A 13,197-nucleotide genomic window follows, 5' to 3' on the forward strand; every position below is an offset into this window, starting at 1 on the left:
TCTGTGGAGAGGCGTCAGTGAGCGGTCGGAGGGGCGTCGCTCTCGGCCGCGACATGCGCCTTGCCATCCGAACCGGCGGCGGTCCGGACGGGCGTTCCTCGTTGCTCGGCTTCGAGGCGCTCGGCCTCCTCGCCGCTGATGGCCTCGCCTCGGGCGACGAGCCCGGCCTGATCAGACAGCGGGATCTGCTTGAGGAACAGCGACAGCACGAGGGCGAGCACGATGAACGGCACGAGGAACCAGAAGACCGGAGCGAGAGCATCCGCGTAGGCCGTGACGATTCCGTCTCGTACCTCATCGGGAAGCGCGTTGAGCGTCGCCGGGTCGATGGTCGACGCCGCCTGCGATGCGTCCTCCGGCGATGCCCCGGCATCGGCGAAGACGCCGAGCAGGTTCTCGGTCAGACGGGTGGTGAAGATGGTGCCGAACACCGCGGTGCCGAGCGAGGCACCCACCTCGCGGAAGTAGTTGTTCGTGCTGGTCGCGGTGCCGATCTCGCCGGCGGGCACCGCGTTCTGCACGACCAGGACGACCACCTGCATGATCAGGCCGAGCCCGGCGCCGAACACGAACAGGAACGCGCAGATCAGCCAGATCGGCGTCTCGGCCGAGAGTGTGGTCATCGACACCATCGCGATGCCGGTGAGGATCGTGCCGACGATCGGGTAGATCTTGTACTTGCCGGTCTTCGAGATCGCGATGCCCGAGAAGATCGAGGTTCCGATGAGTCCGACCATCATCGGGATCATCAGCAGACCGGATGCCGCGGCCGACGTGCCGGACGACATCTGAAGGAACGTGGGCACGAAGCCGATCGCCGCGAACATGCCGATGCCGAGCACGAGTCCGATCGCGGTGGCGTTGACGAAGATCGGGTTGCGGAAGAGGCTCAGCGGGATGATCGGATCCTGCACCTTCGCCTCCGTGATCACGAAGGCCGTCGCGGCCACGACGAGACCCGCGCCCCAGGCCCAGGTCGCGAGGGAATCCCAGCCGAACTCCTTGTCGCCGCCGAAGTCGGTGAAGAAGATCAGGCAGGTGGTCGCGATCGACAGGAAGATCACGCCGAAGATGTCGATCGGCTTCTGAGCCTTCTTGCTCGGCAGCTTCAACGCGACGAGCGCGATGATGAACGCCGCGATGCCGACGGGGATGTTGATGTAGAACGCCCACTGCCACGTCAGGTGGTCGACGAAGAAGCCTCCGAGCAGCGGACCGGCCACCGCAGAGAGACCGAAGACGGCGCCGAGCGGACCCATGTACTTGCCGCGTTCGTTCGCGGGGACGATGTCGGCGATGATCGCCTGCGACAGGATCATCAGTCCGCCGCCGCCGAGGCCCTGCAGTGCGCGGAACGTGACGAACATCCAGAAGTCGGTGGCGAAGGCGCAGCCGACCGATGCGAGCGTGAACAGCGCGATCGCGACGAGGAACAGGTTGCGTCGGCCGAGGACGTCACCGAACTTGCCGTAGATCGGCATGACGATCGTGGTCGCCAGCAGGTAGGCGGTGGTGATCCAGACCTGATGGTCGACGCCGCCGAGCTGTCCGACGATCGTCGGCATGGCGGTCGAGACGATCGTCTGGTCGAGGCTCGAGAGCAGCATCCCGGCGATCAGGGCGCTGAAGATGATCCAGATGCGCCGCTTGGTGAGCAGGAACGGCGCGTCCTTGGTGGCTGTGGCGGACATTCAGTCGGCTTTCTGTGATGGTGCGAACACGGCGCGAGCGATCTCGAGGCGACGCCTGACGAGATCGCTGAAGGAATCGGTCGAGTGATGGTGCAGCAGTTGGTCCATGCACAGGCGCACCAGCGCGCCGACGGTGTGGACCATGACCTCGGCGTGCAACTCGGCATCGGCAGCGCCCTCGCCGCTTCGCCGCACGACGAGCTCCATGTCGCGACGCTCGTTCTTCGCCAGCTGCTCGAACGCGGCCTTGAGCAGCCGAGGCTCCTGCTCGATCACCGCGAACATGGCGGGCGCGTCGTCGAGCGGGTTGAAGAGCTCGAATCGGGCGATCGTCAGCCGGAGGAAATCATCGAGGAGGTCGCCGCTCTGGGCGACGAACTCCGCTTCGAGGCCCTCCTGTCGGGAGTCGATCGCGGCGAACCCGAAGACGGCGTTCTCCTTGCTCTCGAAGTAGTTGAAGAACGTGCGCCGCGAGACGCCCACCTCGGCGCAGAGCTCCTCGACCGTGAAACCGGCGAAGCCGCGCTCCGTCGTCAGTCGGCGTGCCGCATCGGTGAGCGCGCGCGTCGTCTCGCGCCTGCGCTGCTCTCGCAGTGAATCTGCACTCTCACTCATAGAGTGCAATATTGCACTCCGAACCTAAGAGTGCACTGTGAGCGCGAGTGACATCGTTTCATATCCGTAATACTTACGAAACACTCCGTATCGTATCGTTGGGCCATGACCTCCGATCCGATCGAGAAGCCCGGCCGTCCCACCGACGAGGACCTCACTCGACGCATCCTCGCGACGGCAGGCGAGATGCTCGGCCGAAACGGCTATCAGGCACTCAGCGTGGAGCAGGTGTCGAAGGCGGTCGGCTGCGGCAAGACCGCGATCTATCGCCGTTACGCCGACAAGGGCGCGCTCGTCGCCGCGGTGCTCCGATCGCAGGTCGAGATCGGAGCAATGCCCGATCGCGGAGACATCCGTGCCGACCTGCTCGAACACGTGCTGCAGAACCAGCGCAACCAGGAGCTGTCTCCCGAACAGAGCCACGGCCTGCGCGCGATGTTCGAGCCGGATGTCTTTCCCACTCTGTGGGATTCCTTCTTCCAGCACCGCCGTAGGCAGGGCGTCGAGATCATCGATCGAGCCATCGCCCGCGGCGAGCTCCCGGAGGACGTCCACCACGACATCCTCCTCGACACGATCGCCGGGCTCACCCTGTACCGGCAGTCCGTCAAGCGCATCCACATCGATGAGCGCCACTACGTCGACATCATCGACGCTCTCGTCAGCACCCCGCCGCGTCGCCTTGCAGACGCTGATGAACAGGCTTCCCCTTGACCACTGACACTCCACCCCTCACCCGATCCCTGCCGCACGTGAGCGCTCGCGCGGTCGTCGGCTTCCTCGTCTTCTGCGAACTCGCGAGCGGATTCGTCCAGGGGTTCTACGCCCCTCTGCTCGGCGAGATCGCCGGCCATCTCCAGGTCTCCGACGCCGACATCACCTGGTTCCTCACGGTCCAGACCCTGGCCGCAGCAGTCTGCGTGCCGCTGCTCTCCAAGCTCGGAGACATCTTCGGGCATCGCCGGATGCTCCGGATCGCCGTGGTCGCGGTGCTGATCGGCACTCTCGTCACCGCGTTCCTGCCGAGCTACCCGCTGGTGCTCGCCGCTCGCATCCTCGTGGGGCCACTCGCGGTGTGGCTGCCGCTCGAGATCGCTCTCGTGCACAACCGCATCAAGGGCGAGACGGCTCGCACCTCGATCGGCCTGCTCGTGTCGTGCCTGACGGGCGGCGCCATTCTCGGGACGATCTCGGCCGGCATCTTCTCCGCGATCCTGCCCACACTCACGCTGACACTGCTGGTGCCCGTGCTGTTCGTCGCAGTCAGCGTCTACGCGGTCTTCTTCAAGGTGCCCGAATCCACCTCGCGCACCGGGGCGAAGATCGACGTCGTCGGATTCATCGGCATCGGACTCGCGATGGTCGTGCTGCTGTTCGGTCTGCGCTTGGCGTCGACTGACGGGTTCGCCTCGGCCGCGACGATCGCCACCCTCGCTGCGGCAGTCGTCATCTTCGTGCTCTGGGTGCTGTGGGAGCTGCGCGTCACGTCACCCGCGATCGATGTGCGGCTGATCGTCTCGCCGCGCCTCGGGCCCGTCTACCTCACGGCATTCCTGTTCGGCATGGTGATGTTCGGTGCGCAGGCTCCCTCGACGACGTTCCTGACGGCCGATCCCGATACCGCCGGCTACGGCTTCGCGGCGTCCGCGGGAACAGCGTCGGCGGTCACGGCGGTCGTGACGATCCTCGCGACCGTGGGGGCAGCGACCTTCGCGCCGATCGCGCGCCGGATCGGCATCCGTGCGGTGCTGGTGACGGGTGCGGTTCTCGCCGCGTCGGGATCTCTCATCCAGATCGCGTTCCACGATGAGCTCTGGCAGATCTTCGTGATCTCGGCGATCAACGGCATCGGCATGGGGTTCCTGCTCGGTGCGCTTCCCGCGCTCGTCGCCGAACTGGCTCCGAGCGACTCGACCGGCATCGCGACCGGCGTGTACAACTCGTTGCGCACCCTCGGAGGTTCTGCTGCCGGTGCGGTGTTCGCCGTGCTGCTCGCGGGCTTCACGGCATCCGGATCCCTCAGCTCGTCGATCGGCGGCTACATCACGATCTGGAGCGTCTGCGCCGGGGCGTTCATCGTCGCCGCGCTCGCCCTGGCATTCATGCGCATGCCGCACGAGACCGACACCTCCCTCACGAAAGGCTGACCCTTGACCACCCCAGACTTCGCGGCGGATGCCGTCGCGATCCTGCCCGACCTCGTCGCGCTGCGGCGCGCCCTGCACGCCGACCCCGAGCTCGGACTCGACCTCCCTCGCACGCAGCAGAAGGTGCTCGACGCCCTCGCAGGGCTGCCGCTGGAGATCACCACCGGCACCCGCACGACTTCGGTGGTCGCGGTGCTGCGCGGCGGGCTGCCGGGGCCTGCGGTGCTGCTGCGCGGCGACATGGACGCCCTGCCGATCGAGGAGACGACCGGCCTCGACTTCGCCTCCGTCAACGGCACCATGCACGCGTGCGGTCACGACCTGCACACTGCAGGGCTGGTCGGTGCGGCGAAGCTGCTCGCCGCACGGTGCGATGAGCTGCACGGCTCGGTGATCTTCATGTTCCAGCCGGGGGAGGAGGGGCATGGCGGGGCGAAGATCATGATCGAGGAGGGGCTGCTCGACGCTGCGGGAGAGCGGCCGGTCGCCGCCTACGCGATCCACGTCGCCCCGGGCCCTCGCGGCGTCTTCGCGACGCGAGGCGGGGCGGTGGCCGCCGGGTCCAACCAGCTCTTCGTCACGGTGAACGGGCGAGGAGGGCACGGATCGCAGCCGCACCAGACGCTCGACCCGGTGCCCGCGGCGGCCGAGATCGTGCTCGCGCTGCAGAGTTTCGTGACACGGCGGTTCGATGCGTTCGACCCCGTCGTGCTGTCGGTGACCCGGCTCTCGACGGGAGACGGGGCGGTCAACGTCATTCCTGAGCAGGTCGAGCTGGCGGCGACGGTCCGCAACATGTCGCCGGCATCGCTCGCGACGCTGCAGGAGGGGCTCCCTCGAGTGATCGAGGGAGTGGCGGCCGCCCATGGGCTGTCGGCGGAGGTCCGGTTCGACACGATGTATCCGGTGACGGTGAACGACCCGGAGGAGACGTCCGAGACGGTCGACGTCCTGCGGGGTGCGTTCGGGGAGCAGCGGGTCGTGATGATGCCGACGCCGATGATGGGGTCGGAGGACTTCGCGTTCGTGCTGAACGAGGTTCCCGGCACGTTCATCGCGTTGATGACCTCGCCGCCCGATGCGGATCCGAGCACGATCGAGTGGAACCACTCGCCGCGGGTCGTGTTCGACGACGCGGTGCTCGGCGACCAGGCCGCGGCGCTGGCATCCGTCGCATTCGCCCGCACGGCGCGCTGAGATCGACTCTGATCTGAGGCCGCTCCCCACTCGGGGAGCGGCCTCCGTCATGATTCACGTCCAATTTGTGACGAATCGTTCGTAGCATCCGTCTTAGTGGTGTCGCTGCACTGCGGCCCTCCCCGCCGGGGATCCCACACACTGATGAAGGAGCACATGATGGCGAACGTCTCGAACGCACAGCAGCCCAAGGTCCAGGTCGCCCCGGCAGGTTCGACCGTCGCCTCGACCGGCCAGACGATCATCGAGAACGGCGTCGTCGCCAAGATCGCCGGCATCGCGGCTCGTGAGGTTCCCGGCGTCTACGCCCTCGGCGGCGGAGCAGCGCGCGCGGTCGGTGCCATCCGCGACGCGCTCAACTCCACCGACCTCACCCAGGGCATCAGCGTCGAGGTCGGCGAGACCCAGGTCGCCGTCGATGTGACCATCGTCGCCGAGTACCCGGTGTCGCTGCAGAAGGTCGCCGACGACGTGCGAGCTGCGATCTCCGTCGCGATGAGCGAGTACGTCGGCAAGCAGGCTGTCGAGGTCAACGTCACCATCAACGACGTGCACATCCCCTCCGACGACGACACGACCGCCGACACGGTCGCCACAGACGACGGCACGGAGACACGTGTCCTGTAGCCCCTCGAGATGCGTACGAGTGACCGGATCAGCATCTCGTGACCGCTCCGTCGGATCGTCGATCCGATCCGACGGTGCGTCTGCTCCGAACTTCTCACGGGGCATGGAAGAGGGAGTCGACGTATGGCTGGGGAACGATTTCGCTCTGCTCTCGAGCAGGCGGATGACCGGATGGTCGCCGGTCGGGCGATGGACGGCGACGTGGCCGCCTTCGCCGTGCTGGTGCGGCGGTACACGCCGATGATGCGTGCGTACACGCAGCGGATGCTGAACGCGTCGGCCGATGTCGATGACATCGTCCAGGAGACGTTCGTCACCGCATGGCAGCGGTTCTCCGAACTCGAGGACCCGGCGAAGGTCAAGAGCTGGCTGATGCGCATCGTGAGCCGCAAGGCGGTCGACCGCATCCGCGCGCTGCGACCGATGCTCGACGTCGACGACATGGAGCAGGCGGCTCCGTCGCACAGCGCGCCCGCGCGTGTGGTGGAGGCGCGCGAGGGGATCGAGGCGCTCGGCGCGGCGTTGCAGGAGCTGCCCGCTGCTCAGCGTGAATGCTGGGTGCTGAGGGAGATGGGCGGCTACTCGTACGACGAGATCGCGTCGGAGCTCGACATCTCGGTGTCGACGGCACGTGGTCTTCTCGCTCGAGCCAGAAAGTTCATGATCGTGCGAATGGAGGCCTGGCGATGACTGAAGAGCAGAAGGCTCCCGACGTGCGTCAGCTCGGACTCGAGCCGAGCGATCTCGACGGGCACACCCTCGAAGAGCTGAGCGACTATCTCGAGGCCGGCAGGCTTCCCGTCGACCCGTCGATCGAGGGCTCGCCGGGGTGCCAGCTCGCACTGGACGCGCTCGAGCGGCTGCAGGGTCTGGGGGGACAGCTGATCGAAGCGGATGCCGCGGCGAGGCCGGAGGTCGACGACAGCTGGGTCGACCGCATCCTCTCGGGGATCGCGCTGGATGCCCGTGCAGGACGCCGCATCCCGTTCGACGAATCCGACCCCTCCGTGGACTTCGGCATCACGGAAGGCGCGGTCCGGGGACTCATCCGCTCGGCGGAGAACGCCGTGCCCGGCATCATGGTCGGTCGGTCGACTCTCGACGGAGACGTCACCGTCGTGGGCGAGCCGATCCGGATCGCGATCGAGGTCAACGCCATCTACGGGGAGTCCATCCCGACCGCGGTCGCGCGGCTTCGCACCGAGATCGCGGAGCGTCTGCACCGGCAGACGGACCTCACCGTGACCTCGATCGACGTCACGGTGCGAGACATCCAACGGATCAGCAGTGCAGCGGAGGAGACCTCATGAGCACCACAGCCCTACCTGGACTCGCCGAGCGGATCGAGGCGGCGGTGCTGGCGACGGCCGGCGTGCGCAACGTCTACCGAGCGGGCTCGCTGGTGTCGAACATCGTCGGAGAAGGGGCCGTGGCGATCGGCATCAGCCGGAGCGATGAGGCTCTCGTGGCCGTCCGAACGGATGACGACGGGGTCGAGGTCGAGGCATCGCTCGGTGTCGAGTACTCGGCGAATGCCCTCGAGCTGCTCCGAGATGTCCGCGCGGCGATCGACAAGGTCCTCGCGGACGACGGGCTGGGGCCCGTCGAGATCGCGCTCACGATCGCGTACGTCCATCCGCGGGAGGCATCGTCGGACTGAGTGCGCGTGAGCGCGCGGAGGGGCCGATCCTGGGTGAGGATCGGCGCCTCTCGCTGTGTGAACGGGTGATCAGGGCGAACGGGTGATCAGGGTGAACGGCTGATCAGGCGATCGCGCGGATGCCGTCGACGAGGGGCGTGGTCGGTCGGCCGATCAGCCGGGCGAGGGTGCCGTCCGTGTCTGCGAGCGCGCCTGCGGCGATGCCGGCGTCGAGAGCGACGACGAATCCTGCGGTGCCCACGTCGAGACCGGCTGCCTGGAGGCCGGCGAGCTGCTCGTCGGCGGTGAGCGGCTGGTACTCCACCTCGCGGCCCGTGACCTCGGCGATCGCACCGGCGAGTTCGGTGTAGTTCCACGCGACGTCGCCGCCGAGCTCGTAGACCTGGCCGATGTGACCGTCCTCGAGCAGCACGACGGCTGCCGCTTCGGCGAAGTCCTTGCGGCTCGCGGAGGCGACTCGTCCGTCACCGGCTCCGGAGGCGAGCACGCCGGTCTCGGCAGCACGGGCGACGTCGGCGGCGTAGTTCTCGGTGTACCAGTTGTTGCGCAGGATCACCGAGGGGAGGTCCGAGGCCGCGATGAGCTCTTCGGTCGCCTTGTGCTCGGGGGCGAGCACGAGATCGCTCGTCGTCGCCTTCGGAGCGCTGGTGTAGACGAACTTCGTCACTCCGGCGGCCTTGGCGGCATCGATGACGGACTGGTGCTGGGCGACGCGCTGGCCGACCTCCGAACCCGAGATGAGCAGGACGCTGTCGACGCCCTCGACGGCTGCAGCGACGGAGGAGGGGTCGGTGTAGTCCAGTCGCGCGACCCGCACGCCGAGATCCTCGGCCTTCGCGACGTCGCGCGCGCCGGCGACGATCGACTGCGGGTCGGCGCCGCGCTCGAGGAGGCTGGCGATGACGAGGCGTCCGAGGTTGCCGGTCGCGCCGGTGACGAGGATGGTCATGGGGTGTCCTTTCGTAGGTGACATGAGCGACAACCGCCCCACCCGCGACGAACATTCCAACTGATGGGTACCCACTTTGAAGTAAGGTACGTACATGACGGTTAGTTATGCGCAGATCCGGGAAGCGACCCCGCAGATCTTCGAGCCTGGATGCAGCACACGAGTGATCCTCGACCACGTGATGAGCAAGTGGGGAGTGCTGGTGCTCTCGTCGCTCTCCGACGGGACCCGTCGCTGGGGCGAGTTGCGCCGCGAGGTCGGCGGCATCAGCGAGAAGATGCTCGCCTCCACCCTGCGCACCCTGGCGGACGACGGGCTCGTGCGCCGAGAATCCTTCCCGACGGTGCCCCCGCACGTCGAGTACAGCCTGACTCCGCTCGGCCGTGACCTCATGCGGCGGATGCTGCCGCTCGTCGAGTGGGTCGCCGAGCACGCCGATGACATGATCGATCGGGGCTAGTTCGACGGATTCCGTCGCCTCTCGGCGCAGATGAGCACGAAATCCGTCGGTGAAAGAAAAGGATTGACGCGATATACGTGGTAGCCGTATGTTCTGAGCATGTCAGCTACGACGCCGATCCATCTTGAACGCCCCGACGGCAAGGGGCTCGCATCCGGTTCGCTCGGGCTGTGGGGGTCCACCGTCATCGGGCTCGCATCCACCGCACCGGTCTACTCGCTGGTGGCCACGCTCGGATTCGTGGTGCTCGCGGTCGGAGCACAGGCGCCGATCGCCTTCATCATCGCCTTCGTGCCCATGCTGCTGATCGCCTTCGCCTACCGCGAGCTGAACAACGCCGTCCCCGACTGCGGCACCACGTTCACGTGGGGCACCAAGGCCTTCGGGCCCTGGGTCGGCTGGATGGGCGGCTGGGGAGTCGCGGTCGCCGGAATGGTCGTGCTCGCGAACCTCGCCCAGATCGCCTCGGTCTACTTCTGGTCGCTGATCGGCTTCGACCTCGAGAACAACGACTGGCGCATCATCCTGGTGGCCGTGCTCTTCATCGCCGCCATGACGTGGGTGAGCTGGCGCGGTGTCGAGATCGGCGAGCGCATCCAGAACGTCCTGCTCGGCATCCAGTACCTCGCACTGGCGATCTTCGTGGTGGCCGCCCTGTGGCAGTTCTTCGCAGGAACGGCGCCCGATCCCACCCCGTTCGACATGGAATGGCTCAATCCGTTCGGCTTCACCTCGTGGTCGGGCTTCACCGAGTCGATCCTGCTCGCCCTCTTCATCTACTGGGGCTGGGACACCTGCCTCGCGCTCAACGAGGAGACGAAGGACCCCAAGCGCATCCCGGGTCGTGCCGCGCTGCTGACCACCGTCATCCTGCTGTTCACCTACGTGGGCGTCACGATCGCGGCCATGATGTACGCCGGCCTCGGCGACACCGGCACCGGGCTCGGCAACGAGGCCAACGCCGACGACTTCTTCCTCGCGATCAAGGACGGACTTCTCGGACCCTTCGGCTGGGTGCTGGTGGTCGCCGTGATCATCTCGGCGATCTCCTCGACGCAGACGACGATCCTGCCCACCGCACGCGGAACACTCGCGATGGGCGTCTACCGCGCTCTGCCCGCGAAGTTCAAGGACGTGCACCCGACCTACAAGACGCCGTCGTTCTCGACGATCGTCATGGGCGTCGTCGCCTCGGTGTACTACGTCGGCATGACCCTGATCAGCGACAACATCCTGCAGGACTCGATCCTGTCGCTCGGCCTCGCCATCGCGTTCTACTACGCGATCACCGGCTTCGCCTGCGTCTGGTACTTCCGCAAGGACCTCACGACCTCGGCGCGTGACTTCTTCTTCAAGGGCCTCTTCCCGTTGCTGGGAGGCCTCATGCTGACGGGGGCGTTCGTGCAGTCGGCGATCGACATGTGGGATGTGGACTACGGCTACACCGTGCTCTTCGGCATCGGCGGAACGTTCGTGATCGGCATCGGCTCGCTCGCCTTCGGTCTCGTGCTCATGTTCGCCTGGTACCTGTTCCCGCGTTCGAAGCGGTTCTTCCGCGGCGAGAGCCTGAACCGCGACACCCAGGTCATGGTGCCGGACGAGCCGGGCGAGGTCATCCGCTCGATCGACGGCGGGATCTGAGCGGAGCCGGATCGCGCGCGGGTACGCCCTAGGCTTTATCCGTGCGCATCCGGCTCGACATCGCCTACGACGGCACCTACTTCCGCGGGTGGGCGAAGCAGCCGACCCTGCGCACCGTGCAGGGGACTCTCGAAGCCGCGCTCGCTCGCATCGTCGGCTCCGACGTGCAGTTCGTCGTCGCAGGGCGGACGGATGCCGGAGTGCACGCCGTGGGTCAGGTGGCGCACGTCGACCTCGACGAGGCGCAGTGGTCGCGCATCGAGTCGCGTCAGGGCCGCGCCCCGCAAGACCCCGCGGCGTCGATCGCGAGGCGCATGCGCGGTGTGCTCGGCGCCTACCCCGATGCGACCGTCACCCTTTCCTCCATCGCTCCCGACGGATTCGACGCCCGCTTCTCGGCGGTCTGGCGTCGCTACCGATATCGGCTCGCCGACTCGACCGCCGGCTATGACCCCCTTCGACGCCACGACACGACCGCGCACCGGGGTGTTCTGGACGATCAGGCGATGGATGCCGCGGCGCGGACGCTCATCGGGCTCCACGACTTCGCGGCATACTGCAAGCCCCGCGAGGAGGCCACGACCATCCGGACCCTCCTCGACTACCGATGGTCGCGGGACTCCGAGGGCGTGCTCGTCGCCGAGGTGAAGGCCGACGCGTTCTGCCACAGCATGGTGCGGGCGCTGGTGGGCGCATGCGTCGCCGTGGGTGAGGGGCGTCTCGACGTCGACGATCTGGTCGTGCTGCGCGACGCGCTCACCCGCACGAGCGAGTTCAAGGTGCTGGCCGCCAGGGGGCTGACGCTCACCGAGGTCGGATACCCGGCCGACGAGCTCCTGTCGACAAGGGCGGAGCAGACGCGCGCTCGTCGCGACGGCACGAGCGCATGACCCGACGCACGGCCGTGTTCGTCGAGGTCTCGTCGCCAGGATGGGCGTTCTGGCGGGCGGCGCTCGACACCTGTGTCGGTCTGAGCGTCGGCACTCTCTACACGTTCCTCGGCATCGTCGTGGTCGGCATCGTGGGGGAGGAGGCACTGTCCTCCCTGTACTGGCAGATCGACCTCGATCCGCTGTTCCGCGCGAGCATGGGGGTGATCCTGCTCATCGCCGCGGTGCTCGCGATCGTCGTGCCCTTCGTGCTGGTCGCCGAGCGGTTCGCCGCCCTCCGCGCGGTCGAGGCGAGCGCACGGGAGAACCCGGATGCCGTGCCGCAGCGATCACTGAGGACGGAGCTCGCGAAGGCCCCCGCCGCATACCTCCAGACCACAGGAACCGTGCTGTTCTGGTGCCTGGTCGGGCTCGGAGCCCTCTTCGCGCTCGCCGTCGTCTTCACAGAGGATCTGCGCGAAGACGGCCTGGTCTGGGCGGTGCTGCTCGTCTTCGCGGTGCTGGCGCTCGCCGCAGCGATGCTGCGGAGGCTGGGGCGACGACTCGTCGAACGCGACGATGCGCGGATGCGCGACCACTGGTCGCGGTGGAAGCAGCTCGTCCCTCGAGCGGACGCGTCCGACTCGGATCGTCGCGAGGCGGCGATCCGAGCGGTCGTTCCGCAGTGGCTCTCGACTCCGAGCAGGCGGACTCTCGGTCGCGTGGCCCGGGCGCTGCTCACCGCCACTCTCATCTCCCTGGGCGCTTTCATGATCTCGGTCTTCATGCGTCAGCAATGTCGCAACTGCGATCCGGTCTACTGGAACGAGCCGATCGAGAACGGCATCGACGTGCTGAGCCTGAGCAGCGGAGCGGCGCTCGCCGTGTGCGCAGCCCTCGGCATCCTCGCCTGGGTCGGAGGAGTGGTCCTGCAGTTCGCCCGCGAGCGTGCTCTGGCGAGCTGGGTCTCGGATGGAGCATCACGCAGTGTCGACGTGAGCCTGGTCGAGCCGCTGCTCTCCGGCAACCGATCGATGGTGCGCCTTCAGCTGGGTCTGACGGCCGTCGGCGCGGGTGCCGTCGTCGTGGGCATGGGGGCGCTCTGGGCGGAGTGGGCCGCCATGGACACGCGCGCCGTGCTTCTCACCGCCGTGGTGCTGATCGCGCTCGGGCTCGCGGTCGGGTGGGCGGATGCACGACGCAGCCGCAGAGAGCGACAGCTCGCGCGTGACGCCCTGTTCCCTGGCGACGTCGGACGCGTGGACGAAGACAAGCCCGCTGCGATCACGCGGGAGCGCCGACGCCGCAGGTGACCCGTTCGTGGCCGCCCTTCCCCGGGGG

The 13,197-nt window shown here is 67.4% G+C and carries 14 protein-coding genes; 11 read left to right on the forward strand and 3 right to left on the reverse strand.

Translation table 11 applies throughout. The features are described 5' to 3' along the window. Positions 1-14: 14 nt before the first annotated feature. A complete protein-coding gene (locus OPU70_RS16590; RefSeq protein ID WP_042539122.1) occupies positions 15-1,691 on the reverse strand; it encodes an MDR family MFS transporter in 1,677 nt (558 codons plus the stop codon). Next, positions 1,692-2,306: a TetR/AcrR family transcriptional regulator gene (locus OPU70_RS16595; protein WP_455904359.1), complete on the reverse strand. Its 615-nt coding sequence runs from the start codon at positions 2,304-2,306 to the stop codon at positions 1,692-1,694. It lies immediately after the preceding gene. A 105-nt stretch (positions 2,307-2,411) separates the two neighbouring features. On the opposite strand from OPU70_RS16595, the gene OPU70_RS16600 reads away from it, so the two are divergent. From OPU70_RS16600 to OPU70_RS16630, 7 genes are all read left to right on the forward strand, one after another. After that, positions 2,412-3,020, forward strand: a complete 609-nt coding sequence (locus OPU70_RS16600; RefSeq protein WP_042539127.1) for a TetR/AcrR family transcriptional regulator — start codon at positions 2,412-2,414, stop codon at positions 3,018-3,020. Beyond that, the gene (locus OPU70_RS16605) at positions 3,017-4,453 is read left to right on the forward strand and encodes an MFS transporter (protein ID WP_498558283.1); all 1,437 of its coding nucleotides are present in this window, start codon (positions 3,017-3,019) and stop codon (positions 4,451-4,453) included. The genes OPU70_RS16600 and OPU70_RS16605 overlap by 4 nt, the downstream gene beginning before the upstream one ends. Positions 4,454-4,456: 3 nt before the next feature. Beyond that, positions 4,457-5,650, forward strand: coding sequence for a M20 metallopeptidase family protein (locus OPU70_RS16610; protein WP_498558284.1), 1,194 nt, complete (start codon positions 4,457-4,459; stop codon positions 5,648-5,650). Between the two features lie 159 nt (positions 5,651-5,809). Continuing rightward, positions 5,810-6,277, forward strand: a complete 468-nt coding sequence (locus tag OPU70_RS16615; RefSeq protein WP_079113914.1) for an Asp23/Gls24 family envelope stress response protein — start codon at positions 5,810-5,812, stop codon at positions 6,275-6,277. A gap of 123 nt (positions 6,278-6,400) precedes the next feature. Further along, positions 6,401-6,967, forward strand: coding sequence for an RNA polymerase sigma factor (locus OPU70_RS16620; RefSeq protein ID WP_498558285.1), 567 nt, complete (start codon positions 6,401-6,403; stop codon positions 6,965-6,967). Beyond that, positions 6,964-7,587 (forward strand): Asp23/Gls24 family envelope stress response protein, encoded by a 624-nt coding sequence (locus tag OPU70_RS16625; RefSeq protein ID WP_309686432.1) that lies wholly within the window; start codon positions 6,964-6,966, stop codon positions 7,585-7,587. The genes OPU70_RS16620 and OPU70_RS16625 overlap by 4 nt, the downstream gene beginning before the upstream one ends. After that, positions 7,584-7,937 carry a hypothetical protein gene (locus tag OPU70_RS16630; protein ID WP_042539139.1) on the forward strand — a complete coding sequence of 118 codons (354 nt, stop codon included), beginning with the start codon at positions 7,584-7,586 and terminating at the stop codon, positions 7,935-7,937. The genes OPU70_RS16625 and OPU70_RS16630 overlap by 4 nt, the downstream gene beginning before the upstream one ends. Before the next feature lie 103 nt (positions 7,938-8,040). On the opposite strand, the gene OPU70_RS16635 is transcribed toward OPU70_RS16630, so the two are convergent. After that, positions 8,041-8,886: an SDR family oxidoreductase gene (locus OPU70_RS16635; protein WP_498558286.1), complete on the reverse strand. Its 846-nt coding sequence runs from the start codon at positions 8,884-8,886 to the stop codon at positions 8,041-8,043. A gap of 94 nt (positions 8,887-8,980) precedes the next feature. On the opposite strand from OPU70_RS16635, the gene OPU70_RS16640 reads away from it, so the two are divergent. The 4 genes from OPU70_RS16640 to OPU70_RS16655 all read left to right on the forward strand — a co-directional run bounded on the left by OPU70_RS16640 (position 8,981) and on the right by OPU70_RS16655 (position 13,169). Continuing rightward, positions 8,981-9,346, forward strand: coding sequence for a winged helix-turn-helix transcriptional regulator (locus OPU70_RS16640; protein WP_042539143.1), 366 nt, complete (start codon positions 8,981-8,983; stop codon positions 9,344-9,346). A 99-nt stretch (positions 9,347-9,445) separates the two neighbouring features. Then, positions 9,446-10,987 (forward strand): APC family permease, encoded by a 1,542-nt coding sequence (locus tag OPU70_RS16645; protein WP_042539145.1) that lies wholly within the window; start codon positions 9,446-9,448, stop codon positions 10,985-10,987. A 41-nt stretch (positions 10,988-11,028) separates the two neighbouring features. After that, on the forward strand, positions 11,029-11,877 hold the full coding sequence (gene truA, locus OPU70_RS16650) for a tRNA pseudouridine(38-40) synthase TruA (protein WP_498558287.1): 849 nt from the start codon (positions 11,029-11,031) through the stop codon (positions 11,875-11,877). Then, entirely contained in the window at positions 11,874-13,169 is a 1,296-nt protein-coding gene (locus tag OPU70_RS16655) for a hypothetical protein (RefSeq protein WP_498558288.1), read from the forward strand. The genes truA and OPU70_RS16655 overlap by 4 nt, the downstream gene beginning before the upstream one ends. Positions 13,170-13,197: the final 28 nt, after the last annotated feature.

This window comes from Microbacterium sp. SWDP-B6 (assembly GCF_059803615.1).

What these genes read in the sequence shown, in the direction of transcription:
- OPU70_RS16590 (WP_042539122.1), bottom strand. Translation starts at nt 1,691, where the DNA reads ATGTCCGCCACAGCCACCAAGGACGCGCCGTTCCTGCTCACCAAGCGG.
- OPU70_RS16595 (WP_455904359.1), bottom strand. Translation starts at nt 2,306, where the DNA reads ATGAGTGAGAGTGCAGATTCACTGCGAGAGCAGCGCAGGCGCGAGACG.
- OPU70_RS16600 (WP_042539127.1), top strand. Translation starts at nt 2,412, where the DNA reads ATGACCTCCGATCCGATCGAGAAGCCCGGCCGTCCCACCGACGAGGAC.
- OPU70_RS16615 (WP_079113914.1), top strand. Translation starts at nt 5,810, where the DNA reads ATGGCGAACGTCTCGAACGCACAGCAGCCCAAGGTCCAGGTCGCCCCG.
- OPU70_RS16620 (WP_498558285.1), top strand. Translation starts at nt 6,401, where the DNA reads ATGGCTGGGGAACGATTTCGCTCTGCTCTCGAGCAGGCGGATGACCGG.
- OPU70_RS16625 (WP_309686432.1), top strand. Translation starts at nt 6,964, where the DNA reads ATGACTGAAGAGCAGAAGGCTCCCGACGTGCGTCAGCTCGGACTCGAG.
- OPU70_RS16630 (WP_042539139.1), top strand. Translation starts at nt 7,584, where the DNA reads ATGAGCACCACAGCCCTACCTGGACTCGCCGAGCGGATCGAGGCGGCG.
- OPU70_RS16635 (WP_498558286.1), bottom strand. Translation starts at nt 8,886, where the DNA reads ATGACCATCCTCGTCACCGGCGCGACCGGCAACCTCGGACGCCTCGTC.
- OPU70_RS16640 (WP_042539143.1), top strand. Translation starts at nt 8,981, where the DNA reads ATGACGGTTAGTTATGCGCAGATCCGGGAAGCGACCCCGCAGATCTTC.
- OPU70_RS16645 (WP_042539145.1), top strand. Translation starts at nt 9,446, where the DNA reads ATGTCAGCTACGACGCCGATCCATCTTGAACGCCCCGACGGCAAGGGG.
- OPU70_RS16655 (WP_498558288.1), top strand. Translation starts at nt 11,874, where the DNA reads ATGACCCGACGCACGGCCGTGTTCGTCGAGGTCTCGTCGCCAGGATGG.